Origin of the sequence: Cellulomonas soli (genome assembly GCF_052036975.1) — a bacterium.
In the GTDB taxonomy this organism is placed as follows: Bacteria; Actinomycetota; Actinomycetes; order Actinomycetales; family Cellulomonadaceae; genus Cellulomonas; species Cellulomonas soli_A.
Genome location: NZ_JBQIAR010000006.1, coordinates 63,997 through 89,495 on the forward strand (window position 1 = coordinate 63,997; position 25,499 = coordinate 89,495).

At 74.5% G+C, this 25,499-nt stretch carries 23 protein-coding genes; 7 read left to right on the forward strand and 16 right to left on the reverse strand.

What is annotated here, in order from left to right; translation table 11 throughout:
- Positions 1–48 precede the first annotated feature (48 nt).
- On the forward strand, positions 49–1,326 hold the full coding sequence (locus tag ACTHAM_RS08255) for a Glu/Leu/Phe/Val family dehydrogenase (protein ID WP_440686247.1): 1,278 nt from the start codon (positions 49–51) through the stop codon (positions 1,324–1,326).
- On the opposite strand, the gene ACTHAM_RS08260 is transcribed toward ACTHAM_RS08255, so the two are convergent.
- The 5 genes from ACTHAM_RS08260 to ACTHAM_RS08280 all read right to left on the reverse strand — a co-directional run bounded on the left by ACTHAM_RS08260 (position 1,317) and on the right by ACTHAM_RS08280 (position 5,450).
- The gene (locus ACTHAM_RS08260; protein ID WP_440686249.1) at positions 1,317–2,147 is read right to left on the reverse strand and encodes a YbaY family lipoprotein; all 831 of its coding nucleotides are present in this window, start codon (positions 2,145–2,147) and stop codon (positions 1,317–1,319) included. The two genes, ACTHAM_RS08255 and ACTHAM_RS08260, sit on opposite strands and share 10 nt — an antisense overlap.
- A gap of 79 nt (positions 2,148–2,226) precedes the next feature.
- Positions 2,227–2,931, reverse strand: a complete 705-nt coding sequence (gene hemQ / locus ACTHAM_RS08265) for a hydrogen peroxide-dependent heme synthase (RefSeq protein ID WP_440686251.1) — start codon at positions 2,929–2,931, stop codon at positions 2,227–2,229.
- A gap of 76 nt (positions 2,932–3,007) precedes the next feature.
- On the reverse strand, positions 3,008–4,210 hold the full coding sequence (locus ACTHAM_RS08270; protein WP_440686253.1) for a ferrochelatase: 1,203 nt from the start codon (positions 4,208–4,210) through the stop codon (positions 3,008–3,010).
- A 137-nt stretch (positions 4,211–4,347) separates the two neighbouring features.
- The gene (locus ACTHAM_RS08275) at positions 4,348–4,857 is read right to left on the reverse strand and encodes a flavodoxin domain-containing protein (RefSeq protein WP_440686255.1); all 510 of its coding nucleotides are present in this window, start codon (positions 4,855–4,857) and stop codon (positions 4,348–4,350) included.
- 128 nt (positions 4,858–4,985) lie between these two features.
- Positions 4,986–5,450, reverse strand: a complete 465-nt coding sequence (locus tag ACTHAM_RS08280; protein ID WP_440686257.1) for a MarR family winged helix-turn-helix transcriptional regulator — start codon at positions 5,448–5,450, stop codon at positions 4,986–4,988.
- A 120-nt stretch (positions 5,451–5,570) separates the two neighbouring features.
- Between ACTHAM_RS08280 and ACTHAM_RS08285 the strand changes: the two genes are divergently transcribed.
- A complete protein-coding gene (locus tag ACTHAM_RS08285) occupies positions 5,571–6,149 on the forward strand; it encodes an NYN domain-containing protein (RefSeq protein WP_440686259.1) in 579 nt (192 codons plus the stop codon).
- 249 nt (positions 6,150–6,398) lie between these two features.
- Here ACTHAM_RS08285 and ACTHAM_RS08290 read toward each other — a convergent pair whose 3' ends face one another.
- From ACTHAM_RS08290 to nirB, 6 genes are read right to left on the reverse strand one after another with little or no spacing between them, the layout of a single operon-like run.
- Positions 6,399–7,169 carry an alpha/beta hydrolase family protein gene (locus tag ACTHAM_RS08290; RefSeq protein WP_440686261.1) on the reverse strand — a complete coding sequence of 257 codons (771 nt, stop codon included), beginning with the start codon at positions 7,167–7,169 and terminating at the stop codon, positions 6,399–6,401.
- A gap of 9 nt (positions 7,170–7,178) precedes the next feature.
- Positions 7,179–7,904 (reverse strand): sirohydrochlorin chelatase, encoded by a 726-nt coding sequence (locus ACTHAM_RS08295; protein WP_440686263.1) that lies wholly within the window; start codon positions 7,902–7,904, stop codon positions 7,179–7,181.
- Positions 7,901–9,019 carry a uroporphyrinogen-III synthase gene (locus ACTHAM_RS08300; RefSeq protein WP_440686265.1) on the reverse strand — a complete coding sequence of 373 codons (1,119 nt, stop codon included), beginning with the start codon at positions 9,017–9,019 and terminating at the stop codon, positions 7,901–7,903. Before ACTHAM_RS08300 ends, ACTHAM_RS08295 begins: the two co-directional genes overlap by 4 nt.
- The gene (gene cobA / locus ACTHAM_RS08305) at positions 9,016–10,248 is read right to left on the reverse strand and encodes a uroporphyrinogen-III C-methyltransferase (protein ID WP_440686267.1); all 1,233 of its coding nucleotides are present in this window, start codon (positions 10,246–10,248) and stop codon (positions 9,016–9,018) included. The genes ACTHAM_RS08300 and cobA overlap by 4 nt, the downstream gene beginning before the upstream one ends.
- Positions 10,245–10,658: a nitrite reductase small subunit NirD gene (gene nirD / locus ACTHAM_RS08310; protein ID WP_440686268.1), complete on the reverse strand. Its 414-nt coding sequence runs from the start codon at positions 10,656–10,658 to the stop codon at positions 10,245–10,247. The genes cobA and nirD overlap by 4 nt, the downstream gene beginning before the upstream one ends.
- Entirely contained in the window at positions 10,658–13,261 is a 2,604-nt protein-coding gene (gene nirB / locus ACTHAM_RS08315; protein ID WP_440686270.1) for a nitrite reductase large subunit NirB, read from the reverse strand. Before nirB ends, nirD begins: the two co-directional genes overlap by 1 nt.
- Positions 13,262–13,497: 236 nt before the next feature.
- Here nirB and ACTHAM_RS08320 point away from each other — a divergent pair, with 236 nt between their 5' ends.
- Both ACTHAM_RS08320 and ACTHAM_RS08325 read left to right on the forward strand, forming a co-directional pair.
- A complete protein-coding gene (locus tag ACTHAM_RS08320; protein WP_440686272.1) occupies positions 13,498–14,052 on the forward strand; it encodes a DUF1697 domain-containing protein in 555 nt (184 codons plus the stop codon).
- Positions 14,053–14,075: 23 nt separating this feature from the next.
- Complete coding sequence (locus tag ACTHAM_RS08325; RefSeq protein ID WP_440686274.1) at positions 14,076–14,522, forward strand: HIT family protein; 447 nt, start codon at positions 14,076–14,078, stop codon at positions 14,520–14,522.
- On the opposite strand, the gene ACTHAM_RS08330 is transcribed toward ACTHAM_RS08325, so the two are convergent.
- From ACTHAM_RS08330 to ACTHAM_RS08340, 3 genes are read right to left on the reverse strand one after another with little or no spacing between them, the layout of a single operon-like run.
- On the reverse strand, positions 14,486–16,096 hold the full coding sequence (locus tag ACTHAM_RS08330) for an FAD-dependent oxidoreductase (protein WP_440686276.1): 1,611 nt from the start codon (positions 16,094–16,096) through the stop codon (positions 14,486–14,488). The genes ACTHAM_RS08325 and ACTHAM_RS08330 overlap by 37 nt on opposite strands.
- Positions 16,093–18,318 (reverse strand): molybdopterin oxidoreductase family protein, encoded by a 2,226-nt coding sequence (locus tag ACTHAM_RS08335; protein WP_440686501.1) that lies wholly within the window; start codon positions 18,316–18,318, stop codon positions 16,093–16,095. Before ACTHAM_RS08335 ends, ACTHAM_RS08330 begins: the two co-directional genes overlap by 4 nt.
- 42 nt (positions 18,319–18,360) lie before the next feature.
- Positions 18,361–19,800, reverse strand: coding sequence for an MFS transporter (locus tag ACTHAM_RS08340; RefSeq protein WP_440686278.1), 1,440 nt, complete (start codon positions 19,798–19,800; stop codon positions 18,361–18,363).
- A 205-nt stretch (positions 19,801–20,005) separates the two neighbouring features.
- On the opposite strand from ACTHAM_RS08340, the gene ppk2 reads away from it, so the two are divergent.
- The 3 genes from ppk2 (at position 20,006) to ACTHAM_RS08355 (ending at position 24,001) form a co-directional block, all read left to right on the forward strand.
- The gene (gene ppk2, locus ACTHAM_RS08345) at positions 20,006–20,839 is read left to right on the forward strand and encodes a polyphosphate kinase 2 (RefSeq protein WP_440686280.1); all 834 of its coding nucleotides are present in this window, start codon (positions 20,006–20,008) and stop codon (positions 20,837–20,839) included.
- Positions 20,836–22,236, forward strand: coding sequence for a Na+/H+ antiporter NhaA (gene nhaA / locus ACTHAM_RS08350; RefSeq protein WP_440686282.1), 1,401 nt, complete (start codon positions 20,836–20,838; stop codon positions 22,234–22,236). The genes ppk2 and nhaA overlap by 4 nt, the downstream gene beginning before the upstream one ends.
- Before the next feature lie 100 nt (positions 22,237–22,336).
- Positions 22,337–24,001 (forward strand): bifunctional 3'-5' exonuclease/DNA polymerase, encoded by a 1,665-nt coding sequence (locus tag ACTHAM_RS08355; protein WP_440686284.1) that lies wholly within the window; start codon positions 22,337–22,339, stop codon positions 23,999–24,001.
- A 4-nt stretch (positions 24,002–24,005) separates the two neighbouring features.
- Here ACTHAM_RS08355 and ACTHAM_RS08360 read toward each other — a convergent pair whose 3' ends face one another.
- Together ACTHAM_RS08360 and ACTHAM_RS08365 are read right to left on the reverse strand one after the other, a co-directional pair.
- Positions 24,006–24,848: an SDR family NAD(P)-dependent oxidoreductase gene (locus ACTHAM_RS08360; RefSeq protein ID WP_440686286.1), complete on the reverse strand. Its 843-nt coding sequence runs from the start codon at positions 24,846–24,848 to the stop codon at positions 24,006–24,008.
- Positions 24,845–25,495 (reverse strand): DsbA family protein, encoded by a 651-nt coding sequence (locus ACTHAM_RS08365; RefSeq protein ID WP_440686288.1) that lies wholly within the window; start codon positions 25,493–25,495, stop codon positions 24,845–24,847. Before ACTHAM_RS08365 ends, ACTHAM_RS08360 begins: the two co-directional genes overlap by 4 nt.
- Between the last annotated feature and the right edge of the window lie 4 nt (positions 25,496–25,499).

Genomic DNA, 25,499 nt, shown 5'->3' on the forward strand with positions numbered 1-25,499 from the left:
GTGCGACGACGAGGTCGCGCCCACCGACCTGTCGCCAGGAGGTACAGCGTGAGCGCACCGTCCACGAACCCCGCCCAGCACGGGATCGGGTCCCCGCTCGTCACCGCGCAGGCCCAGCTCTCCGAGGCGATCGAGATCCTCGGGTACGACGAGGGCCTGCACCAGATGCTCGCCACGCCCCGACGTGAGATGCACGTCGCCGTGCCGTTGCGGCGCGACGACGGACGGGTGGTGCTGCACTCCGGGTTCCGGGTGCAGCACAACATCTCGAGGGGCCCCGGCAAGGGCGGCCTGCGCTACGCACCCACGGTCGACATCGAGGAGGTGCGCGCGCTGGCGATGTGGATGACCTGGAAGTGCGCCGTCGTCGACGTGCCCTACGGCGGCGCGAAGGGGGGCGTCACGATCGACCCCCGGGGGCACTCGGCCGCCGAGCTCGAACGGCTGACCCGGCGCTACACCAGCGAGATCTCGCCGATCATCGGGCCCGAGCGGGACATCATGGCCCCCGACATCGGCACGGACGAACGCACGATGGCCTGGGTCATGGACACCTTCTCCGTCAACCGCGGGTACACGATCCCGGCGGTGACGACCGGCAAGCCGTTGACCATCGGGGGTTCGTTGGGACGCACGACGGCGACCTCGCGCGGCGTGGTGCACACCGCACGGGCGGCGCTCGCCGACGCCGGCACGGACCTGCGGGAGGTGTCGACCGCGGTGCAGGGCTTCGGCAAGGTCGGCTCGCACGCCGCACGGTTCCTGCACGAGACGGGCGCCCGGGTGAACGCGGTGAGCGACCAGTACGGCGGGGTGCACGCCCCGGACGGGCTGGACGTCCCGGCGCTGCTCGAGCACGTGGCCGCCACCGGGTCGGTCGTGGACTTCGCGGACGCCGACCCGATCGACAACGCGGACCTGCTCGCGCTCGACGTGGACGTGCTGGTACCGGCGGCCGTCGAGGGCGTGATCGACGCCGAGACCGCCCGGACGGTCAAGGCCCGCTGGGTAGTGGAGGGGGCCAACGGGCCGACGACGGCCGAGGGTGACCGCCTGCTCGCCGAGCGCGGTGTGCAGGTGGTGCCGGACATCCTGGCCAACGCCGGCGGCGTGGTCGTCTCGTACTTCGAGTGGGTGCAGGCGAACCAGGCCTACTGGTGGACGGAGCACGAGATCGAGGAGCGCCTGGAGCACCGGATGCTCAGCTCGTACCGGTCCGTGGCGGCGCTGGCACGCGCGGAGGGCATCTCGCTGCGCGACGCCGCGCTGGTGATCGGGGTGCGGAGGGTCGCCGAGGCGCACCTGGTGCGGGGGCTCTACCCCTGACGTCCGGCGACGTGCACGAGCGGCACCGTGAACGGCTCCGCCGAGCCGTCGAGCGGCACCGGGATGTGCGTGTCGGACACCCACAGCAGGCCCTCGGGTCCGTCGATGCGGGCCCGCAGGGCCAGTCGGGTGTGCGGGTCGAGCTCGGAGCGGTCCACGACGACCTCGAACGGCACCGGCACCTGATGGTGCTGCGCGTCGATGACGCTGCGCCCCAGGGCCCGGGCCGGGGCGTCGGCACGGGAGCTGTCCTCGACCGTGACGGTGACCACCGACCGGGGCGGCAGGGCGATCCGTTGCCGGTAGGTCACGGCTCCTGTGACGACCAGGGGGCCGTCGGCGTCCAGGTGGGTGGGCAGCTCGGCGTGCCGGGGGGCGCCCGTCGGCTGCTCCGTGTCGGCGGCGGGCGCCGGCGCGGGGTCGTCGCCGGCGTGCGGGTCGAGCACGAGCCGGGCGCGGCGACCGTCGTCGGCCACCAGCTCGAGGTCGCTCGCGGGTGCCCCACCTCCCGCGGACCCGGCGGGTTCGTCCCGCTGCCGTACGGCGAGCGGGACCGCGAGCAGCTGCTGCACGGCCAGCTCGCAGGCGGTCGCGGCAGGCGGACCTGCCATCAGGGTCGACACCATCGGCCCGATCAGCAACCGGGGTGACCCACCCTCCGAGGGTTCCTCGAGGGTCCACGTGCCGCGCACCCGGTTCACACCCGAGCAGCCGTACACCTGACCGTCACCGTCGAACGTCAGCCAGGGGCGGCCGTGCACGGCCGTCACCGGGTCGAGGTCGTCGATGCTGACGAACCGCCACGTCCCTGTCAGGCCCATGCCTCGATGATCGCGCGACGGCGCGCCCTGCGCCCGTGGACGCCCGCTCGGGCGCGCGTCCGCGTCCGGCGACGCCCGCTCAGGCGCGCGGGCGCGCGTCCGCCCAGGCCGCCAGCTCCACCCGCGGACCGGTGTAGAACGGGACCTCCTCGCGCACGTGCAACCGGGCCTGCGTGGCCCGCAGGTCGCGCATCAGGTCGACGATCCGGTGCAGCTGCGGGGCCTCGAACGCCAGCAGCCACTCGTAGTCGCCCAGGGCGAAGCTGGAGACGGTGTTGGCCCGCACGTCGGCGTAGTCGCGGGCTGCCTGCCCGTGCTCGACGAGCATCCGGCGCCGGTCGTCCTCGGGCAGCACGTACCAGTCGTAGGACCGCACGAACGGGTACACGCACAGGTAGTCGCCGGCGGGCTCCCCCGCCAGGAACGCCGGCACGTGACCGCGGTTGAACTCGGCGGGTCGGTGCAGGCCGACGACCGACCACACGGGGAACAGCTGACGGCCGAGCTCGCTGGCGCGCAGGCGCAGGTAGGCGCCCTGCACCTCCTCGATCGTGGCGGCGTGCCACCACACCATCAGGTCGGCCTCGGCGCGCAGGCCTGCCACGTCGTACCAGCCGCGGATCTCGAGGCCTTCGGCGGCCACGGCGTCGAGGGCCTGGCGGACGATCGCGGCGCGCTCCTCGTCGTCGGCGGGCAGCTCGCCGTCGAAGGAGAACACCGACCACATCGTGTAGCGGACGGTGGCGTTGAGCGCCTCGGTGTCGAGCTGGGGGTGGTCGGTCACAGGGTCCTCCGGGCAGGCGGCGCGCACGGCCGGCACGAGGCCGACCGGACGAGGATGGGGCAGGTGTGCTGGCAGGTCAGGTGAGCGGGTCGGTGCTGCAGGCCGCCGGGACGCCGGAGTCGACGCCGGCCCGCTGGCGGCAGCAGCCGGGCGCGCAGACGTCGCGGAACGGCCCGAGGTCGCCGATCGTGCGCCCGTCCGCGGGCGACTGACCGGCCTCCCGCGCGCGGGCGCGGTCCGCACGCTCGAGCACCAGGTCGACCAGGCCGCGCACGAAGGCCTCCCGCGTGCCCACGGTCCCGGCGCGCACCGCGTGCAGGCCGAGCTCGCGGCACGTCTCCAGCGCCTCGGTGTCGAGGTCGAAGGCGACCTCCATGTGGTCGGACACGAACCCGATCGGGGCGATCACCACGGCACGGGTGCCGGCCTCGGCAAGCCCGGTGAGGTGGTCGTTGACGTCGGGCTCGAGCCACGGCTGGTGGGGCGGGCCGGAGCGCGAGCAGTAGGCCAGGTCCCACCCGACGGGGTGCCCCAACGCGGCCTCGGCCTCGCGGGCGACGACGCGTGCGACGTCGAGGTGCTGCTCGCGGTACGTCGCGCCGGAGACGGCCGAGGCCTCCTCCATCGTGGTCGGGATCGAGTGGGTCACGAAGACCAGTCGCGCGGCGGTCGCGTCGGCCGGTGCCTGCGCGGCCAGTGCCCGGTAGGCCTCGACGACCGCGTCGACGTTGGCCTGCACGAAGCCGGGGTGGTTGAAGTACGCGCGGATCTTGTCGACCTGCAGCGGGTGCTCACCGGGCTCGAGGCCCAGCTCGTCACCCAGCGCGTCGAGCGCGCCGTACAGGTCCTCGCGGTACTGCCGGCAGCCGGAGTACGAGGAGTACGCGCTGGTGACGATGGCCACCACGCGTCGGGCACCGTCGGCGTACGCGGCCGCGAGCGCGTCGCGCGTGTACGGCTGCCAGTTGCGGTTGCCCCACAGCACGGGCAGGTCGAGCCCCTGGGCGCCCAGCTCGGCGACGAGCGCTCGCTGCAGCGCGAGGTTCTGCTCGTTGATCGGGCTGCGTCCGCCGAAGTGGTGGTAGTGCTCGGCGACCTCGGCGAGCCTCTCGTCGGGGATGCCCTTGCCTGCCGTGACGTTGCGCAGGAACGGGAGCACGTCGTCAGGGCCGTCGGGCCCGCCGAAGGAGTAGAGGAGCACGGCGTCGTACGGCGCGGCCGGCGACGGGGACGACGTGCGCAGGGTCGGGTGCGTGTCGGGTGCGGTCTGGGCTGCCACCGCTCGATCATCGCACCACAGCAGGCGACCTCCACCGCGGACCGCGCTCGCGCCGCGTGAGTTTGTCACGACATGGCGTCAGCAAGCGTCCGTCCGGTCGGCGGACGACCGGACGGACGCTTGTGGAGGTCGGGGCCCTAGGACGAGACGGACGGCACGCAGGCCACGAGCGCGTCGGCGATGTCGCCCGCCCAGGAGGCCACAGCGGCCATGTCGCGGTGGTCGCCCTCACGGGCACGACCCCCGGCGATCACAGCCCGCTCGGCGAAGCTGAGCACTGCACGGTCGAGGCGTCCCCGGAAGTGGCGGTGACCGCGCGCACCGAGTCGCTCGCGCAGCGCGGCGATCTCGTGCGGGGAGTTGGCGGAGTTCGCAGGCTGGGTGGCCAGGCCCGAGGAGAAGAGCCACACCGGGCGCGAGACCAGCTCGTCCTCGCAGCGCTCGGCGAGCTCACGCGCCGTGGGCATCCAGTGGGCCAGGTAGATGGCCGACCCGAGGATCACCGCGTCGTAGCCGGCGACCGTCGTGACGTCCTCCGGTGCCCGGACGTCGACGACGTGCCCGCGTCCGCGCAGCACCTCGGCGACGACGTCGCCGATCTCCCACGTCCCTCCGTGCCGCGACGCGACAGCGACCAGGACATCCATGTGCGCACCCCCATTCGTGGACGAGACCGATGTGTCCCATCCTGCGCGGCGGGGCCTCGCGCGTCGTGGGCCGGAGGTCCCCCCGCCGCTGTGACGCACACCGGCGCCCGGCGGGGACGTTGGTCCGGTCAGCCGGGGTCCGGGATGCCTGCCTGCGCGAGCCGCAGCTTGTCGCTGAGGGACCGCAGCGTCGCCAGCTCCTGCGCGTCGAGCGCGCCGCCGACCAGCGCACGGATGGTGCGCACGTGCCGTCGCCCGATCTCGCGCTGGACGCGCTCCCCGGCGGGCGTCAGTGTCACGGCCACGCCCCGCGCGTCGCCCTCGACGGGCCCGCGCTCGACCAGACCGTCGCGTTCGAGCCGCTCGACCAGGCGCGACAGGCTCGGCTGCGTCAGCAGGCTGGTCTCGGCCAGCTCCCGCAGGCGCGCCGTGCCGCCGGGGCACCCCGACAGCGTGAACAGCACGTCGTACTCGCGGATCGTGAGGTCGCCCCACACGTCGGTGCGCTGGAACCGGCGCATGAGTGCGACCTGCGCGCGGAACAACGCCTCCCAGGCCTCGGCCGCCTCCCGCGTGGTGGGTTCCTCGCCCATCGTCGCCTCCCTCCGCCGCCCCTGCGCACCGGGTCCATGCGTGCGCATCGACCCTAGGGGGCAACAACGCCGCGCCGCAGGAACGTCATCCCGGGCGGAGCACGCGGCTAGCCTGGGCCGATGAGCACCGACACGGCCGCCAGCGGGACCACCTACCTGCTGGTCGACGGCGAGAACATCGACGCGACCCTCGGGTCGTCGATCTTCGGCGGACGTCCCACACCCGAGCAGCGTCCACGCTGGGAGCGGGTGCTCACGTTCGCCGAGCAGCGGTGGGGGCAGCCGGTCAAGGGGCTGTTCTTCCTCAACGCCTCCAACGGCACGTTGCCGATGTCGTTCGTGCAAGCGCTGACCGCGATCGGGTTCCAGCCGATCCCGCTGTCCGGCGAGTCGTACGAGAAGGTCGTCGACATCGGCATCAAGCGCACGCTCGCGGCGATCGCCGGGCGCGAGGGTGATGTGCTGCTGGCCAGCCACGACGGCGACTTCGCCCCTGAGGTCGAGACGCTGGTCGACGCCGGGGACCGGCGCGTGGGCCTGCTGGCCTTCCGTGAGTTCACCAGCACCGCCCTGGCGGGGATGACCTCGCGAGGGCTGGAGGTCTTCGACCTGGAGACGGACGTGGCCGCGTTCAACGTGCAGCTGCCGCGCCTGCGGATCATCCCGCTCGAGGAGTTCGACCCGCTGCGCTACCTCTGACGGGTGCGGCCGGGCCTGCGTCGCCGCGGCCCGGCCCGTTCTACAACGTTGTGTGATCCAGGTCACGAGATCGTCACGATCTCTCATGACCGCGCTCCCACGGTCGAGGGTCGCCGGGCCCGCTGGTAGACATGGCCACGGACGGCTCGGGCGGTCCGGAGCGGCCTTCGTCAACGGCGACGGAAGCCGTTCCGGAACGGCCGAGCCGTTCGGCTTCCCCGCCCCGTGACCCACCCGCAGGTCAGAGGGTCAGCCCGCGAACGCCTCCGCCAGGGCACCGTCCACGAGGCCCCGCAGCTCGTCGGCGACAGGCCCGGACAAGATCGCCACGCCGTGCGAGGAACCCTCGAGCTGCACGAACCCCTCCGGGTCGTCGGGGCGCGCGATCGTCTGCGTCTGCGACGCCGGCACGTCACGGTCGTCGGCCGAGGCCACCACGAGCAGCGGACCGGTGTAGGCCGCACGGCCCGCCACGGCGTCCATGCCGTCGAACGTGGCCGGCGAGGAGATGGCGACCACCGCGACCGCGCCCAGCTCCTGCGCCAGGGCGACGGCGTAGGTGCCACCCTTGGAGGCCCCGACGAAAGCCGTGCGCTGCGCCCCGAGCCGGTCGAGGACGGAGGTCGCCGCCCGGAACGACGCCTCGTCGTCACCCGCCCAGCCGAACGTGGCCACCAGGTAGCCCTCACCGGCCAGCCGCCGGGCCTCCTGCGCCCACTGGCACTCGTCCCCCCCGCTCTGCGGGACGAGCAGCACGGCGTCGGTGCCCCCGCCGGCCACGACCACCGTCGTGGGGTCGTCGGCCGGGCCGGCCTGCACGGCCCGCAGCCCGTCGGGGACGCAGCTGCCGACCTCGACCTCCGTCAGCCCACCCAGGTCTGCCGTCACCTCTGCGGTGACGGTCGACGCGGGAGCGCTCTCAGCATCCGGGTCGGTCGTGCAGCCGACAAGGAGGAAGGCGCCGAGAATCACGGCGGACACGGTGAAGCGGGTGGGCCGGGAAGCGGCAGCGTTGCTCACGCGTCGTTCCTAGAGGGAGACCGGCCCGCCGCGCAAGACCTCCGTCGCCGTGTCGTACCGATCCAGCACGATCCTGGCCAGCCGCACGTCCGGGGCGAGCGGTGCGGCGACCACGTCCGCCCCCGCCTCGAGCACCCGGTCGTGGAAGAACCCGGGCGCCAGCAGGTACGAGGCGACCACCACGCGGCCGCCCGGCGCGAGCCCCTCACGCACCTGCTCGACCGCGACCGGCACCCGCGGGTGCGCACCGGCGCCGTACCCGACCGTCACCGGCCGCCCCAGGTGCGCGGCCAGCCCCGACGCCACGGTCTCGACGGCCACCGCCGCGGCAGCCACGCTCGACCCGGCCGCGGCGAGGACCACACCGTCGTCCGGGCGTAGCCCGGCCTGCGCCAGGCGGTCGGCGAGGATCGCCACGAGCCGGTCGTCAGGGCCCAGAGGGACGGCGGCCGCCGCGCCCGGCCGGGCCACGGCCTGCACGATGTCGACACCCACGTGGTACCCGACGGACAGCAGCAACGGCACGACGACGACCTCCGAGGCCCCCGTCAGCGCGTCGGCCACGACATCGGCCACCTCGGGCTGCTGCACGTCGACGAACGCCTCACGCACGTCCAGACCCGGCCGCAACGCGCGCACGTCGTGCAGGATCGAGGCGATCGCCACCCGCCCGGCAGCATCGTCCGTGCCGTGCGAGCACCCCACCAGCACGGGCTGGGCCACCAGGGGGCTCATGCCTCGGGCTCCAGCTCGAGCCGGTAGCCCCGCTTGACCACGGTGCGCACCAGCCCACGGTGACCGCTCGCCTCGCGCAGCCGGGCGATGGCCACCTCGGCGGCGTGCGGGTCGGTCGAGTCGCCGGGCAGGGCCGCGAGCACCTGCTCGCGCGGCACCACCGAGCCGCGCGCGGCCGCCAGCAGCCGCAGCACCTCCAGGCCGCTGGGCGTCAGCGGCAGCACGCGCCCGTCGAGCACCGCGGCGCCGCGGTGCACCTGCAGCGGGCCCGCCACGGTCTGCAGGGCCTGCAGCCCGCCGTAGTGCGCCACGATCGCCCGCACCAGCGAGCCCAGCCGGCCACGATCGGGTACGAGCGGCTCGATGCCCCGCTCCACGAGCGGACGCGCGGTGACGGGGCCGACGGCCGCCATGACGACGCTGCCCCGCGCGCACATCCGCACGATCGTGTCGGTCACCCCGGCCGCGTCGGCCGCCGCGAGCCACGCGGCGGACCCCGGCGCCGACGTGAACGCCACCGCGTCGACCTCACCGGCGGCGACCGCGCGCACCGAGGCGTCCACGACGGCCTGGTCGGGCGGCGGGCCCCACCGGTAGACGATCAGGCTGCGCACGCGCGCACCGGCCGCTGCGAAGGCCTCGTCGAGTCCGTCCGAGCCCGCACCGTGGTGCTGCACCGCGATGTCACGCCCGGCGACACCCTCGTCGAGCAGCACCTGGGCGATCTCCGCGCTGGTCTCGGACTCCGCGACCCAGTCGGCGGTCAGCCCGGCCGCCTGGATCGCGCCGCGTGCCTTGGGGCCCCGGGCCACCAGTCGCGTGCCGCGCAGCATCTCGACGAGTTCCTCGGCCAGCCCGACCGCGTCGGCCGCCTCGACCCACCCGCGGAAGCCGATGCCCGTGGTGACCACGACGGTGTCGGGCGGGTCCTCGATCAGTGCGCGCGTGCCGGCCAGCAGGGCGGCGTCGTCGGTGTGCGGCACCATGCCGATCGCCGGTGCGTGCCGGATCGTGGCCCCACGGCGCTGCAGCGCGGCGCTGAGCTCCCCGGCCCGCCGGTCGGCGGTCACGAGCACGACGCAGCCCGCCAGCGTCTGGTCGATCGGCTCGGTCACGGCGCCATTGTGACGTGCGGGGCGGCCTCGAGCAGTCCCGGTTCCGCCACCGCCCCGAGCACCACCACCGCGGGGGCGCGCACGCCGGCCGCGGCGGCGACGTCGACCACCTGCCCGAGCGGCGCGCGGGTGACCCGCTGCCCCTGCGTGGTGCCGCTCTCGACGATCGCGACGGGCGTGGCGGCGTCGACACCCTCGTCTAGCGCCTGCGCCACCAACGCGGGCAGCACCGCGACCCCCATCAGCACCACGACCGTGCACGAGGCGTCGCGCAGCCCGGTGAGTGCCGCCGAGGACCACCCGTCGTGCCCGTTCATCACGTGGACCGCACCGACCGTGCCGCGGTGGGTCAGCGGGATGCCTGCGGCCGCCGGCACTGCCAGCGCGCTGCTGACCCCGGGGACCACGTCGACCGCGACGCCCGCCTCACGGCACGCGAGGACCTCCTCGCCGCCACGCCCGTAGACGAACGGGTCGCCGCCCTTGAGCCGGACCACCAGACGGCCCCGCTGCGCCTGCTCCACGAGGATCCGGTTGATCTCGTGCTGCGGCACCGGGTGGTTCCCGGGCGTCTTGCCCACGTCGATCACCTCGACGTCCGCCGGCAGCTCGTCCAGCACGCCCACGGGTCCGAGCCGGTCGGTGACCACCACGTCGGCCTCGGCCAGCGCACGACGACCGGCCAGGGTCAGCAGGTCGACGTCACCGGGACCGCCACCGACGAGCACCACCCGACCCTCGTGCGGTGCGCGCGGGCGCCGACGACGCAGGTCCACCTGGCCGTCGCGCAGGTGGGCGGACAGGGCGTCACGCACCACGACGGTGCGCCGCGGGTCGGGCTCGCCCGTCGAGACGACGCCGACGAGCACGTCACCGTGCCGCGTGGTCGCCGGGGTGCGCGCGGTGCCCTGCCGTCCGGCACCTGCGTCGACGCAGAACAGCCGTCGTTGCCCCGCCCAGCCGACGACCGCCGAGTCGGTCGCCCGGTCCCCCGTGGCGGTGTGCACGAGCCACACGTCGTCGAGGTCACCCTCGAGCACCTCGCGGGCGTGCCAGGTGATCAGTCCCCACCGGTGCAGGTCGCGCAGCACCTCGCACAGCTGGGGCGCCACCACGACGACCCGCGCCGCGTCCGCCAGCAGGCCCTGCACGCGCCGGGCGGCGACAGGCCCCCCGCCGACGACCAGCACGCGCCGCCCGGCCAGCTCCAGGCCGACCAGCGTGGTCACGGGGCACCCGTCGCGACGTGCACCACGCCGTCGACCACCCGCACGGGCCACGTCCGCAGGTCGGCGCCCAGACCGGGCACCGGCTCCTTGCCCGCCCGGTCCAGGCACTGCCCGGTCAGCAGGTCGAACACCTGCTTGTACATCGGCGAGGCGATCGTGGGCACGTCGACGCCATCGACGAGACGGGAGCCGACGATCCCCCGGGACAGCACGTGCGCGTCGCAGAACGGGTCGTGCTGCTGCACCGCCAGCACACGGTCGTCGAGCAGGCGGACCAGCGCGACCTGCGTGCCCCCGAGCAGGGCCGCCGCACCGCGCTCCGGGGCGAGGTCGTCGAGCCGGCAGACGGCCACCCAGCCCTCGATCGCCCCGGTCGGGCCCCCCGCGGCGATCGTGTCGAGGACGGTCATCAGCGCACCTCCAGCGTGGATCCGGCGACCAGCACCGGCTCACCGCGCAGCGCGGCGGCCTTCTCGTCCGCGGTGGCCGGGCGGGCCTGCCCGCGCTCGGGCACGTACGCCAACGACGGGTCGGGCTCGCCGGGTGCGTTGACGAACGCGGCGAACCGGCGCAGCTTCTCGGGGTCGTCGAGCGTGGCGCGCCACTCGTCCTCGTACTCCTGCACGTGCAGCGCCATCTGCGCGTCCAGGTCCGCGGCGATGCCCAACGAGTCGTCCATCACGACGGCACGCACACCCTCGAGGCCGCCCTCGACCTCCTCGATCCACGGGGCGGTGCGCTGCAGACGGTCGGCCGTGCGCACGTAGTAGAGCAGGAACCGGTCGATGGTCCGCACGAGCGTCTCGGTGTCCAGGTCCTCGGCGAGCAGCTTCGCGTGCCGCGGCGTGAACCCGCCGTTTCCGCCCACGTACACGTTCCAGCCCTTGTCGGTGGCGATGACCCCGACGTCCTTGCCTCGGGCCTCGGCGCACTCGCGGGCGCAGCCGGACACCCCGAGCTTGATCTTGTGCGGCGAGCGCAGGCCCCGGTAGCGCAGCTCGAGCATCACCGCGAGCGCCACGGAGTCCTGCACGCCGAACCGGCACCAGGTGGACCCGACGCACGACTTCACGGTGCGCAGCGACTTGCCGTACGCGTGCCCGGACTCGAACCCGGCGTCGACGAGCTTGCGCCAGATGACCGGCAGCTGGTCGATGCGGGCGCCGAACAGGTCGATCCGCTGGCCGCCGGTGATCTTGGTGTAGAGACCGAACTCCTGGGCGACCTGACCGATCGCGATGAGCCCCTCGGGGGTGACCTCGCCGCCGGGGATGCGGGGAACGACGGAGTACGAGCCGTCCTTCTGCAGGTTCGCCATGACGTGGTCGTTGGTGTCCTGCAGCGTGGCCCGCTCCCCCTCGAGCACGTGCGCGGGGGCGGTGGTGGCCAGGATCGAGGCGACGGCGGGCTTGCAGATGTCGCAGCCGCGGCCTGCGGCGCGGGTGCCGAACCGGGCGACGACCTCGCTGAAGGAGCGCAGCCCGGCGACGAGCACGGCGTCGTACAGCTGGGCACGGGACAGGGCGAAGTGCTCGCACAGCGCGGTGCTGACGGTGACGCCGAGCTTCTCCAGCTCGGTGGTGACGAGCTTCTTGACCAGCGGCAGGCACGACCCGCAGCTGGTGCCGGCCTTGGTGCAGGCCTTGACGGCCCCCAGGTCGGTGCAGCCGCCCTCGCTCACGGCGTGCCGGATCGCGCCGGCGGAGACGTTGTTGCACGAGCAGACGCCGGCGTCGTCGGGCAGCTCGAGGTCGGGTGCGCCCACTCCGCCCTCGGGCAGCAGGTAGGCGCCGGGGTCGCCGGGCAGCTCGCGCCCGAGCATGGGGCGAAGGCTCGCGTACGCGGACGCGTCGCCGACGAGGACGCCGCCGAGCAGCGTGCGGGCGTCGTCGGACAGGACGAGCTTCTTGTAGACGCCGCCGACCGGGTCGGCCCACACGATCTCCAGGGCGCCGGGCGTGGTGGCGAACGCGTCGCCGAAGCTGGCCACGTCGACACCGGCGAGCTTGAGCTTGGTGGCGGTGTCCGCACCGGGGAACCGCGCGGCGCCGCCCAGCAGGCGGTCGGCGGTGACCTCGGCCATGGCGTAGCCGGGGGCGACCAGGCCCAGGCAGGCGCCCTGGATGCAGGCGACCTCGCCGACGGCCGAGACCGCGGGGTCGTCGGTGAGGCACGTGTCGTCGACGACGACGCCGCCGCGCGCACCGATCGGCAGGCCGGCCGCGCGGGCCAGCTCGTCGCGCGGGCGGACCCCGGCAGCCACGACCACCACGTCGGCGTCGACCCGACCGCCGTCGGCCAGGTCGAGTCGCCCGACGCCACCGCGCCGGTGCGCGCGCAGCCGGGTGGTCTCGGCGTGCAGGCGCACCCCGATGCCCAGGCCGTTGATGAGCCGGCGCAGCGCCTCGCCGCCACCGAGGTCAACCTGCGCGGACATCAGGTGGGTGCCGAACTGCAGCACGGTCGGCTGGGCGCCCAAGGCCTTGAGGGCGCCGGCCGCCTCCAGGCCGAGCAGGCCGCCGCCGAGCACCGCGCCGCGCACCGGCCCGGCGGTCCGGGAAGCGAGCTCCTCGACGTACCCGCGGATCGCGGCGACGTCGTCGAGCCTGCGGTACACGAACACACCGGGCAGGTCGGCGCCCTCGATCGGGGGCACCCAGGCGGACGAACCGGTGGCCAGCACCAGGTGGTCGTAGTGCTCGGTGCGGCCACCGGCGGTCGTCACGGTGCGCTGCGCGCGGTCCAGGTCGACCACGGCGTCGCCACGGACCAGCGTGACGAGCGGGTCGTGCCACAACTGCGGGTCACCGAGCGTGAGCTCCTCGGCGGAGCGGCCCGAGAACCAGCTGGTGAGCGCGACGCGGTCGTAGGGGCGGCGGGGCTCCTCAGCGAGCACGGTGATGCGCCAGGTGCCGGCTGCGTCGCGGTCGCGCAGGGCCTCGACGAGCCGCTGGGCGACCATGCCGCCACCGACCACGACGAGGTGGCGGGCGGGCGTGGGGGGTGCGGTCATGTCTGCTCCGTCGTCGGGGTGGTGTGACTGGCGAGGGCGGCTGGTTATCAACGTAGGAAGCGTGTGTTTCGACGGGCCCCCCGCCCCGTTTCGGTGCGGGAACGGTGCGCGCACAACGCACCAGGCCTCGCCGTGAGGCCGCGCCGTCACTCGAACGAGTGAAACGAGGTCACACGGACGGCAGAACCGGCCTGTCACCGCCGACGCCGTCGCCCCGACCGGTCACCCTGTGGGACATGACCGCCGTGATCGCCCTCCTGCGCGCCGTGAACGTGGCCGGCCGCACGGTCCCGGCGGCCCGCCTGCGGGAGATCGCCGAGCAGCTCGGTCACCGCGAGGTCGTCACGCACGTCAACAGCGGGAACCTCGTGCTCGTCCCCGCCCCGGGGGCCGGTGCACCCGACCAGGTCGCCGCGGGTCTGGCCCGTGCGCTCGAGGACGAGCTCGGGTTCGCCGTGCCCACCATCGCGCGCGAACGCGCCGACTGGGACGAGATCGTCGCCGCCAATCCGTTCACCGAGCAGGCCGTGGCCGACCCCTCGCACACGGTGCTGGTCTGCTGGGACGGCACCCCCGACCCCGCCCGCGTCGCGGCGCTCGACCCCAGCGCGTACGGCAACGAGCGGGTCGTCTGGCACGGCCGCGAGGCCTACGTCTGGTACCCCGACGGCATCGGCCGCTCCAAGCTGACCCTCGACGTGCTGCAGCGCGCCAGCGGGCTGCTCGGCACCGGACGCAACTGGCGCACCGTGACCGCCCTGCAGGCCCTGGCGGCCGAACGCGACGGCTGAACGCCCGCGACTACGGTGGACGCATGAGCACCCTGTTCACCCGGATCATCGACGGCGAGCTGCCCGGACGCTTCGTCTGGGCCGACGACACGGCCGTCGCCTTCACCACGATCGCGCCGATCACCGACGGCCACACGCTCGTGGTGCCGCGCGCGGAGATCCCCGAGCTGACGCAGGCCCCCGACGACGTCCTCGCGCACCTGATGCTGGTGGCGCGCACCATCGGGCAGGCGCAGCAGACCGCGTGGTCCGCCCCGCGCGTCGCGCTGCTCGTGGCCGGGTTCGAGGTGCCGCACCTGCACCTGCACGTGCTGCCCGCGTGGGACGAGGCGTCGCTGACGTTCGCCAACGCCCGGCACGACGTCAGCGCCGACGACCTCGACACGGCCGCCGAGCGGGTACGGGCCACACTGGTGGCCGCCGGTCACGGCGCTCACGTGCCGGCGGCGCTCGGTTCCGCCACGCTCTGAGGCCGGTCGGCGTCGGCCCCGGTGCCGGCGGCTGTGCCTGCCGCGGGGTCGGATACGGGGTCGGATGCGGGGTCGGCTGCCGGGTCGGCGCGTCGCAGCCAGTCGACGATCCCGCACACCGCGTCCGTGCAGCCCCCGCAACCCGTCGTGGCACGGGTCGCCGCCACGACCCCCTCGACGTCGTGCACTCCCCCGCGCCACGCCTGCACCAGCTGCCCCTTGGTGACACCGTTGCAGCGGCACACGACCGCGCGGTCGGGCATGAGCGTGGGTGAAGTGGCCTGCACGGCCGCTCCCCCGACGGGACGCAGGAGCAGCTGGGCCGGGTCCGCCGGAGCCGGTGTGCCGCGGGTGTAGGCCGCGACCAGGTCGGCGGCGACCGCACCGGCCCCCACGCACGTCGCCGCGACCACCCGGCCGTCGGCGACGACGACCTCCAGGTGTCTGCCCCCGTCCGGGTCGCTGAGCACCACCCGTCGACCGCCGCCGTCGCTGCCCGCACCCATGCTCACCAGGTCCAGGCCCGCGGCCTTGACCCGCACCACGTCCGTGCCGGCCGCCGGCAGCGCTTCACTGACGGCAGAGTCGGCATCGACGGCACCGAAGGCACCGCCGCTCGGCCCGTCGACGACCCGGCCGTGCTCGGCCAGCCGGCGCGCCAGTCGCCGCGCCTGGTCCCAGCCCTGCGCCACCAGCCCCGTGCCACCCTCGGGCGGCTGCGCGCAGTCACCGATCGCGCACACCCGCGGGTCGGCGGTCGCCAGGTCGGCGCCGACCACGACCCCGCGCCCTACCTCGAGGCCCGCCCGACGCGCCAGCGCGACCTCCGGCACCGTGCCGGCCGAGAGCACCAGCAGGTCGGCGGGCAGCACCTCACCGCCCTCGAGCCGGACCCCGACGACCCGACCGTCGTGCAGCACGGCCTCCTCGGTGCGGGCACGGGTGCGCACCTGCACGCCCAACCCGGCCAACGACCGCTGCACGACGTCCCCGGCGCCCTGGTCGAGCTGGCGGTCCATGACGTGCCGTCCGCCGTGCACCACGGTCACGGCCAGGCCGCGACGGGCCAGACCGCACGCGACCTCCAGACCGAGCACTCCCCCGCCGACCACGACGGCCACGCGCGCGTTGACGGTCGCCGCGACGACCTCGCGGGCGTCGTCGAGCGTGCGCAGCGCGTGCACCCCGGCCGGCAGGCCCTCCTCGAACCCGACCAGGTCGGGCACACGGGCGCGCGCCCCGGTCGCCAGGACCGCGACGTCGTACGGGTGCCTGACACCGCAGTCGTCGACCACCACCTGCGCCTGCCGCTCCACGGCGACCGCGCCGACACCCGGCAGCACGCGGGTGCGCTCGTGCCGGGCGGTGCGCGGCAGGGTGATCGCCGCGACGTCGACCTTGCCGGCCACCACCTCCGAGAGCAGCACCCGGTTGTACGGCTCGTACTCCTCGGCGCCGAGCACCACCACGTCGAACCGGCCCGGTCCGCCGTACGCGTGCAGGTCCTCGACGAACCGCGCCCCGACCATGCCGTGCCCGATCACGACGACCCTGACGGGTGCGAGTGCGCTCACCGGACCTCCCCGAGTCCTGCCGCGGGTCGGCCTGCCGGGCCCGCGAGAGCGGGGGCGTCGGGATGCGGATCGACCGGGACGGGGCCGCCCCAGCGCCGCACGTCGACGGCGCACACCTTGAACTCGGGCATGCCCGAGATCGGGTCGGTCGCATCGGTGGTCAGCCGGTTCGCGCTGCCCGGACCGGACCAGTGGAACGGCAGGAACACCGTGTCGGGGCGGACCGCGTCGCTGATGCGGGCGGGGGCGAACCCGTGGCCGCGGCCGGTGCTCAGACGCACCGTGTCGCCGTCCTCGACCCCGTGCAGATCGGCCAGCAAGGGGTGGATCTCCACGAACGGACCGGGGGTGGTCCGCACCAGCTCCGGCACCCGCCGGGTCTGCGCCCCGGACTGGTAGTGCGCGAGCACCCGCCCGGTGACCAGCCACACGGGCGCGTCGGGGCGCAGGTCGTCCCGCGGCCCACGGTGGTCGACGGGGACCAGGCGGGCCCTGCCGTCGGGGTGCGCGAAGCGGTCGAGGAACAGCCGCGGCGTCCCGGGGTGCGCCGGGCCGGGCTGCCCGTCGGGCTGCTCCGGCGCGGCCGGGCACGGCCAGAAGAGATCCGGTTCGGCGTCCAGACGCGCATGGCTGAGCCCCGAGTAGTCGGCCCGCCCTCCCGCCGACGCACGCGCCAGCTCGTCGAAGACCACCGACGGCTCGGTGGGGAACGCCACGGTCGAACCCAGGCGCACGGCCAGGTCCGCCAGGACCTCCAGCTCGCTGCGCACACCGGGCGGCGGGTCCAGCAGTCGACGGCGGCGGATCACCCGGCCCTCGAGCGAGGTCATGGTGCCCTCCTCCTCGGCCCACTGGGTGACGGGCAGCACCACGTCGGCCAGCATCGCGGTCTCCGAGGGCAGGAAGTCGCAGACCACCAGCAGCTCCAGCGCAGCCAGGCGATCACGCACCCGGTCCGCATCAGGTGCGCTGACCAGCAGGTTCGAGCCGTGCACCAGCAGCGCGCGCGGACCGTCGGGCGTGCCCAGGCGGTGCAGCAGCTCGACCGCCGGCACCCCCGCACGCGGCAGCGACGCGGGGTCGACCCCCCACACGCCCGCGACGTGCGCCCGCGCGGCCTCGTCCTCGATGGACCGGTAGCCGGGCAGCTGGTCGGACTTCTGCCCGTGCTCCCGCCCGCCCTGGCCGTTGCCCTGCCCGGTGATCGCGCCGTAGCCGGACCCGACCCGCCCGGGCAGACCCAGCAGCAACGACAGGGTGATCGCCGCCGTCACTGTGTCGGTGCCCTGCGTGCTCTGCTCGACGCCCCGACCGGTCAGCACGTACGCGCCGGCACCGCCGTGCACCGGCGCGGCGGCCGCGAGCAGGTGCGCGACCCGCCGCAGCGTCGCGACCGGCACGCCGGTGACCTGCTCGGTGCGTTCGGGCCACCACGAGGCCAGCGAGCGCCGCACGTCGTCCAGCCCCGTGGTGCGGCGCTCGAGGTAGTCCAGGTCGGCCAGGCCGTCGGCCAGGACCACGTGCGCCAGGCCGAGCAGCAACGCCAGGTCGGTGCCGGGGACCGGCTGCACGTGCACCCCGCCGCCCTCCTGCGTGAGGTCGGCGGTCGCCGAACGCCGCGGGTCGACCACCACCAGGCCACCGGCCGCGCGCACCCCGGCCAGGTGCTGCACGGCCGGTGGCATGGTCTCGGCCAGGTTGGAGCCCAGCAGCACCACCGCCTGCGCCCCACCGAGGTCGGCCCACGGGAACGGCAGCCCCCGGTCCACGCCCAGCGACCGGTTCGCGGCCGCAGCCGCGCTGGACATGCAGAACCGCCCGTTGTAGTCGATGAACGGCGTGCCCAGCACGGTCCGGGCGAACTTGCCCAGGGCGTACGCCTTCTCGTTGGTCAGACCGCCCCCGCCGAACACCGCGACCGAACCCGCCCCGTGCACGGCCCGCAGGGCGGCCAGACGGTCGGTGACCAGCGTGAGTGCCTCGTCCCAGGTGGCCGGCACGAGCGTGCCGTGCACGTCCCGGACCAGCGGGGTGGTCAGCCGGTCCGGGGCGTGCAGCAGCGTGGGGCTCGTCCAGCCCTTCTGGCACATGCCGCCGCGGTTGGTCGGGAACTGCCGACCGGCCGCGGTCACCACGGCGGTGCTCGCCCCGGCTGCGGTGAGGGTCTGCGCGCACTGCAGTGCGCAGTACGGGCAGTGCGTGTCGGCCGTCCGGACCGTCATACCGGCGGGCGTGCCGGCGGTGGTGCTGGTGGGCGGCACGGCTCAGATCACCGTGGTCCCGAAGGCCGAGCCGCGCCGCTGGTAGACAGCCCAGGTGGTGGTCGCCATGACCAGGTACAGGCCGACGATCACCCACAGCGCGGCCTGGATGGTGCCCGTGAGCGAGGTGGACACCGCGAACCCGCGCGGGATGAGGAACCCGCCGAACGCGCCGACCGCACCGGCGATCCCCAGGCACCCGGCGGCGGCCTTGGCCCGGGCGGCCAGGTCCGTCGCGCCGCTGGCACCGAACCGGAACACCGCCGGGATCATCCGGTACACCGAGCCGTTGCCGGCGCCCGTCGCGACGAACAGCACCAGGAACGAGGCGAGGAACGGGCCGAACGCGTGCGCCCGCAGCGAGAAGATCGCCGACACGGTCCCGGCAGCCATGACCGCGAACGCGACGATCGTCACGCGCGTGCCGCCCCACCGGTCGGCCAGCATGCCGCCCAGCGGCCGGGCCACCGAGCCGACCAGCGCCCCCAGGAACGCGATGGACATCGTCACCTCGGGGAACTGCCCCTTCAGCAGCGTGGGGAACGCACCGGAGAACCCGATGAACGACCCGAACGTGCCGATGTAGATGAACGAGATGATCCACGTGTGCGGGTGCCGGGCCGCCGCACCGTACGCGCGCGGGTCGGCCTTCGCGTTCGACAGGTTGTCCATCGCCCGCCACGCCAGCACCGCCGCGAGGACCGCCAACGGCACGAACATCAGCCCGGCGAGCTCGAGCTGCAGGCCGGCGCCGGCCACGATGACGATCGGCACCGCGAACTGCACCGCGGCCGTCCCCAGGTTGCCCCCGGCGGCGTTCAGGCCCAGTGCACGCCCCTTCTCCCGCTCGGGGTAGAAGAACGAGATGTTCGCCATCGACGAGGCGAAGTTGCCGCCCCCGACGCCCGCGAGCGCCGCGACGGCCAGCAGCGTGCCGAACGAGGTCGTCGGGTCCTGCACCGCCCACGCCAGCGCGAGTGTGGGCAGCAGGAGCAGCAGCGCCGAGACGATCGTCCAGTTGCGGCCGCCGAACAGCGGCACGGCGAACGTGTACGGGATGCGCAGCGTGGCGCCCACCAGGCTCGGCACGGCGATCAGCCAGAACAGCTGGTCGACGGTCAGGTCGAAGCCGGCGGCGGGCAGCTGGGGCACGACGATGCTCCACAGCGCCCACACGGCGAACCCGAGGAACTCCGCGAACACCGACAGACCGAGGTTCCGGCGGGCGATCGCACGGCCGGCGGAGGCCCACTGCGCGCGGTCCTCCGGGTCCCAGCCGTCGATCCAGCGGCCGGGGCGGAACGTCAGTGCCCGCCCGGTCGCGGCCGGTGCACCGGCGTGCAGGGGCGAGGTGCCCGCCCGGTCGGTGGACGTGTCGGTGGACGTGACAGAGCTGAGGGCGGGCGCCTGGTCGGCGGCCGGGGTCACGAGCGGTGTCGCCATGGAAGACCTCCGGGAGGACTGTGGGGGTGCCTCGAACGGTCCCGACGGTAGGAAGCCGATGTTTCGGCCGGCGGTGCCGGACCGTTGCGCCCGGGGAACTTCCGCCGCACGGCGCGCAGACCCCCGGTGTGAGGACCGCGGTCCGCCGGGCGGCGGCGGGGCGCCGCCGCTGCGCCCCGCCCCAGGTCGGCGGTAGCGTCCGGGCATGGCGAAGCGGTCGAAGGGCCCGACGATCTCCGACGACGTGTACGAGGCCGAGCTGTTCCGGCTGCAGTCCGAGCTGGTGCGTCTGCAGCAGTGGACACGCGCCACCGGTGCCCGGGTCGTGGTGATCTTCGAGGGGCGTGACGCGGCCGGCAAGGGCGGCACGATCAAGCGGATCACGGAGTACCTCTCGCCCCGCATCGTGCGGATCGCCGCGCTGCCGACGCCCACCGAGCGCGAGAAGTCGCAGTGGTACTTCCAGCGGTACATCGCGCACCTGCCCGCCGCGGGCGAGATCGTGCTGTTCGACCGCTCCTGGTACAACCGCGCAGGGGTCGAGAAGGTCATGGGGTACTGCACACCGGCCGAGCACAGCCGGTTCCTGCGGCAGACGCCGATCTTCGAGCAGATGCTCCTCGACGACGGGATCCTGCTGCGCAAGTACTGGTTCTCGGTGTCCGACGACGAGCAGCTGCGCCGCTTCCGCTCACGTCTGCACGACCCCGTGCGGCAGTGGAAGCTGAGCCCCATCGACCTGGAGTCGATCCATCGCTGGGAGGACTACTCGCGGGCCAAGGACGAGATGATGGTGCACACCGACGTGCCCACCAGCCCCTGGTACGTGGTGGAGTCCGACAGGAAGAAGCACGCGCGGCTGAACATGATCGCGCACCTGCTCTCGACGATCCCGTACACCGACGTCCCGCACGAGGAGGTGCACCTGCCCGACCGGCCGGCCGACTCCAGCGGGTACACGCGGCCCCCGCGTGAGCTGTCGACCTACGTGCCCGACCACGTCGCCTCCCTGCTGGGCGACCCCGAGAGGAACGCGTGACGGCCCCACCCTCACCGGGTCCCGCGCTGCGGGTGCCCTTCCCGTCGGTCTCCCCGTCGGTCCGGGCGTTTCTGGCCACCGAGGCCGGCAGCGCGATGGTGCTGCTGGCCGCCACGGTGCTGGCCCTGATCTGGGCCAACTCGCCCTGGTCGGACTCCTACGCGGCACTGTGGGAGACGTCCGCGGGGTTCCACGTCGGGGGGTTCGGCCTCGAGCTCGACCTGCAGCACTGGGTGAACGACGCCGCCATGGCGGTGTTCTTCGCCGTCGTGGGCCTGGAGATCAGCCGCGAGGCGACCAGCGGCGAGCTGCGCGACCGACGCACCGTGGCCGTGCCCGCCCTGGGTGCGCTCGGCGGCCTGCTGGTGCCGGTGCTGATCTACCTGGCCGTGACCGCCGGACAGCCCGAGATCGCGCACGGGTGGGGTGTGGTCATGTCGACCGACACCGCGTTCCTGGTCGGGATCCTCGCGCTGTTCGGCCCGGCCTGCCCGGACCGTCTGCGGCTGTTCCTGCTGACGTTGGCGATCGTCGACGACATCGGCGCGATCACCGCGATGGCGGTGTTCTACACGGACGCGGTGTCCGCGGGTCCGCTCGTGCTGGCCGCGGTGATCGTCGCCGCGATGCTGGTCATGCGCTGGCTGCGCGTGTGGCAGGTGACGCCCTACGCACTGGCCGGGGTGCTGCTGTGGTTCGCGGTGCAGTCCTCCGGGGTGCACGCCACGCTCGCCGGGGTGCTCGTCGGCCTGCTGGTGCCCGCGACCGTGCCGCAGCGCGAGCACGCCGAGGCGGTCCCCCGGTACGCCGACCACCTGGTGGCCGACACCACGGCCGAGCGCGAGCACGTCACCGAGCTGGCTGCCCGTGCCGCGGTCCCCACCGCCGACCGGCTGCAACGGGCCCTGCACCCGTGGAGCGCGTTCGTCGTGGTGCCGCTGTTCGGCCTGGCCAACGCCGGGATCGCCCTGGACGCGGCCACCCTCGGCGACGCGTTCCGGTCGCGGCTGACCCTCGCGGTGATCCTGGCGCTGGTGATCGGCAACGCGCTGGGCATCACGGGTGCGGCCACGCTGGCCATCCGCCTGGGGCTCGGTGAGCTGCCGGGGCGCGTGCGGTACGGGCACCTGCTGGGCGGGGCCGTGCTGGCCGGGATCGGGTTCACGATCTCGTTGTTCATCGCCGGGCTCGCGTTCGACGACCCCGAGCAGCTGGCCGACGCGAAGATCGGCATCCTCACCGGGTCGCTCGTCGCGGCGGTTCTCGGCTCGGTGCTGCTGCGCTGGCTCGGCGAACGGCTGCCGTTGTGCTCCCCCGGGCCGGAGGGGCCGCCGTCCGCGCTGCCGCCGCTGCCGTGGCGGGCACCGGACCGAGGCACCACGGGCACGAGCACCTGACGTCACCGGCAGGTCAGCGGCACAACCACCGGGCACCGTGGCCGGGCCCTGTCACCGGCACTGTCACCGGCACTGTCACCGGGCGCGGGCACAATGCCGTGTGCCCTACCTGCTCGTGCTCGACGACCCCGCGCACCCGGGTGCCGTCGTGCTGCAGGAGGCCGACGACACCGGTCGACCGGGCGCGCGGCACCCTGTCCCCGCCGGGGAGCTGGCAGCCGCGGTCACCCGGTACGAGCACGAGCGGCCCCGCTGGGTGTGGGACGACACCGCCCGCCGCTACCCGCCGCTGCTGGCCGCGGGGATGCGCATCGAGCGCTGCCACGACCTGCGCCTGTGCCACGCGATCCTGCGACGCAGCACGCTGACCGCGGGCTCGGCACTGGCGGCCGCCCCGCCGAGCGCCTGGGACGCGCCGCGCAGCGGGCCACCCGTGGCCGTCGAGACCTCGCTGTTCGACGTCCTGCCGGACCCCGGCCCGACCGCCGGACCGGACCCCGCAGCCGAGCTGCGCGCCCAGCTGGACGCCGTCTCCGGCTCGGCGGCCCCCGGCCGGCTGCGCCTGCTGCTGGCCGCCGAGTCCACCGGTGCCCTCATCGCCGCCGAGATGCAGCACGACGGCATGCCGTGGAGCACGCGGACGCACGACGCGCTGCTCACCGAGCTGCTCGGCCCGCGACCCGCCGGCGGCGGGCGCCCCGCACGCCTGGAGGAGCTGGCCACGCAGGTCCGCGATGCGCTCGGCCAGCCGTCGCTGCACCTCGACTCGCAACCCGACCTGCTGCGCGCGCTGCGGGCCGCTGGACTGGAGGTCACCTCCACGCGCACCTGGGAGATCCAGGCGCTCGACCACCCCGTGACCGCCCCGCTGCTCGCCTACAAGAAGCTCTCCCGCCTGCTGTCGGCCAACGGCTGGGCGTGGATGGACACCTGGGTGCACGAGGGCCGGTTCCACCCCGACTACGTCCCCGGCGGCGTGGTCACCGGACGCTGGGCCACCAGCGGCGGCGGCGCGCTGCAGCTGCCCGCCGCGGTCCGCGGCGCGGTCCGGGCCGACCCCGGCTGGCGGCTGGTCGTCGCCGACGCCGCCCAGCTCGAGCCGCGCGTGCTGGCGGCCATGTCCGGCGACGACGCCATGGCGTCCGCGGCACGGCACACGGACCTGTACGAAGGGGTCGTCGACGCGGGCATCGTCGCGACCCGCAAGGACGCCAAGTACGCCATGCTCGGCGCCATCTACGGCGCCACCACCGGCGCCTCCGCCGTGCTCATGCCACGGCTGACCACGGCGTACCCACGGGCCGTCGCCCTCGTCGAGCAGGCCGCCCGCTCGGGCGAACGCGGCGAGCAGGTCAGCACCTGGCTGGGCCGCAGCTCCCCCCTGCCGGGCGAGGCGTGGCAGGCACGCCGCCGCGCCGCGGCCACTGAGGGCGCCGGCTCCGAGGACGCCGCCGCGGCCCGTCGGCAGGGACGCGACTGGGGGCGCTTCACCCGCAACTTCGTCGTGCAGGGCACCGCCGCCGAGTGGGCGCTGTGCTGGATGGCCTCGCTGCGGCGCCGCCTGCGTGACATCGACGGGCGACCGCACCTGGTGTTCTTCCTGCACGACGAGGTCATGGTGCACACCCCCGCGCACGTCGCGGACCAGGTCGCCCAGGCGGTGCGGGACGCTGCCGCGGAGGCCGGTCGGTTGCTCTTCGGGGACACGCCGGTGGACTTCGCCCTGCAGGTCGCGGTCGTCGACTCCTACGACCAGGCCAAGTAGCCGGTCAGACCGCCGGGTCGTCCGGCCCGTACGCGCTCAACCGCAGGCGGCGCGCATCGGTGGCCAGCACCTGCCCGGTGACCGCACGCAGCGAGTCCACCGTGTCGGCCCCGGCGCGCACGAAACGGCCCGACCACGCGTCGAGCTCACCGTCACCGAAGGCCAGCACCAGCTCGGCCACGTCCTCCACGGGCGTCCACTGCGCCCGCTCGTCGTGCATCGGCATGCCCGCGGTCATGTCGGTCGCCACCACACCCGGCGCCAGGTCCAGCGAACGGATGCCCCGGTCGCGGTACTGCGCGTCGATGGCGGTCGTCAGCCGCGCCAACGCACCCTTGCTGATGCCGTAGCCGGTGTACGTGTCGGTGGCCCGGTGACCGGCCCCCGAGTTGATGTCGAGCACCCGCCCGCCGCCGCGCGCCAGCATGCCCGGCAGCACCGCGTGCGTCACCAGCAGGGGCCCGCGCACGTTCGTCTCGACGACCCGCCACACGTCCTCGACGTCGTCGTCGACCAGGTGCGTCTCGGCCCGTTCGATCACGCCCGCGTTGTTGACCAGCAGACCGATCCCGCCCAGGTCCGCGAAGGCATCCTCGACGAGCGACACGGCGCGCGCGACGGCGGCCACGTCCACCACGTCGGCGGTCGCCGTGACGGTCATCGCCCCCAGGGCCGCCGCCTGTGCTGCGACCTCGTCCAGGTGCGCCTGCGTGCGCCCGACGAGCGCCACCGCGTACCCGGCGCGGGCCAGGCCCAGGGCGATCCCGCGGCCGATGCCCCGACCGGCCCCGGTGATCAGGGCCGTGCGGGGCGCCGGGACGGGCGGCAGGTCGGTGCGTGCGCTCATCCGTCCATCGTGCCGCACGCGTCACCGGTCGTCGCAGGTCGGGTGCCGAGCTGCACGGGCACCGGTTCGGTCGGCGCCGCGCCCCTGCCCTCACCCGCGCCGGACTGCCCGTCGCCGTCGAGCACGGCACGGACGGCCGAGCGCAACGTCTCCAGGTCGACCAGGCCGTGCAGGTGCTGGTGCCCGACCAGCAGGGTCGGGGTGGCCCGCACGTCGAGCGCCAGACCCGACAGGTAGTCCGCCTCGACCGCGGGGGCGTACCGCTGGGCGCCGTCGCCGGCGACCTCGTCCGGGTCGAGGCCCAGCGCACGGGCGTGCCCCCGCAGGTCGGCGTCGGTGAGCCGGTCCTGGTGCGCGAACAGGCGGTCGTGCATCGCCCAGAACTGGCCGTGCGTGGCGGCGGCCTCGGCGGCCAGCGCCGCGGTCAGCGCGTACGGGTGCACCTCGAACAGCGGGAAGTGGCGCCAGACGAGCCGTACCTGACCGTCCGAGGTCTCCACCAGCGTGCGCAGCACGGGGGCGGCAGCCCGGCAGTACGGGCACTCGAGGTCGCCGTACTCCACGACCGTGACGGGCGCGCCCCGCTCCCCGTACACGTGGCGGTCGGGCAGGACGGGACCGGCACCGGCGGTCTCGGGTGCGCTCATACGC

Excerpts from the sequence above, each read along its gene's own strand:
- nirB (WP_440686270.1), bottom strand. The coding sequence starts at position 13,261 with ATGACCGCACCCCCCACGCCCGCCCGCCACCTCGTCGTGGTCGGTGGC.
- ACTHAM_RS08340 (WP_440686278.1), bottom strand. The coding sequence starts at position 19,800 with ATGGCGACACCGCTCGTGACCCCGGCCGCCGACCAGGCGCCCGCCCTC.
- ACTHAM_RS08365 (WP_440686288.1), bottom strand. The coding sequence starts at position 25,495 with ATGAGCGCACCCGAGACCGCCGGTGCCGGTCCCGTCCTGCCCGACCGC.
- ACTHAM_RS08320 (WP_440686272.1), top strand. The coding sequence starts at position 13,498 with ATGACCGCCGTGATCGCCCTCCTGCGCGCCGTGAACGTGGCCGGCCGC.
- ACTHAM_RS08360 (WP_440686286.1), bottom strand. The coding sequence starts at position 24,848 with ATGAGCGCACGCACCGACCTGCCGCCCGTCCCGGCGCCCCGCACGGCC.
- ACTHAM_RS08295 (WP_440686263.1), bottom strand. The coding sequence starts at position 7,904 with ATGAGCCCCCTGGTGGCCCAGCCCGTGCTGGTGGGGTGCTCGCACGGC.
- ACTHAM_RS08335 (WP_440686501.1), bottom strand. The coding sequence starts at position 18,318 with ATGACGGTCCGGACGGCCGACACGCACTGCCCGTACTGCGCACTGCAG.
- ACTHAM_RS08280 (WP_440686257.1), bottom strand. The coding sequence starts at position 5,450 with ATGGGCGAGGAACCCACCACGCGGGAGGCGGCCGAGGCCTGGGAGGCG.
- ACTHAM_RS08285 (WP_440686259.1), top strand. The coding sequence starts at position 5,571 with ATGAGCACCGACACGGCCGCCAGCGGGACCACCTACCTGCTGGTCGAC.
- ACTHAM_RS08260 (WP_440686249.1), bottom strand. The coding sequence starts at position 2,147 with ATGGGCCTGACAGGGACGTGGCGGTTCGTCAGCATCGACGACCTCGAC.
- ppk2 (WP_440686280.1), top strand. The coding sequence starts at position 20,006 with ATGGCGAAGCGGTCGAAGGGCCCGACGATCTCCGACGACGTGTACGAG.
- ACTHAM_RS08275 (WP_440686255.1), bottom strand. The coding sequence starts at position 4,857 with ATGGATGTCCTGGTCGCTGTCGCGTCGCGGCACGGAGGGACGTGGGAG.
- ACTHAM_RS08325 (WP_440686274.1), top strand. The coding sequence starts at position 14,076 with ATGAGCACCCTGTTCACCCGGATCATCGACGGCGAGCTGCCCGGACGC.
- nirD (WP_440686268.1), bottom strand. The coding sequence starts at position 10,658 with ATGACCGTCCTCGACACGATCGCCGCGGGGGGCCCGACCGGGGCGATC.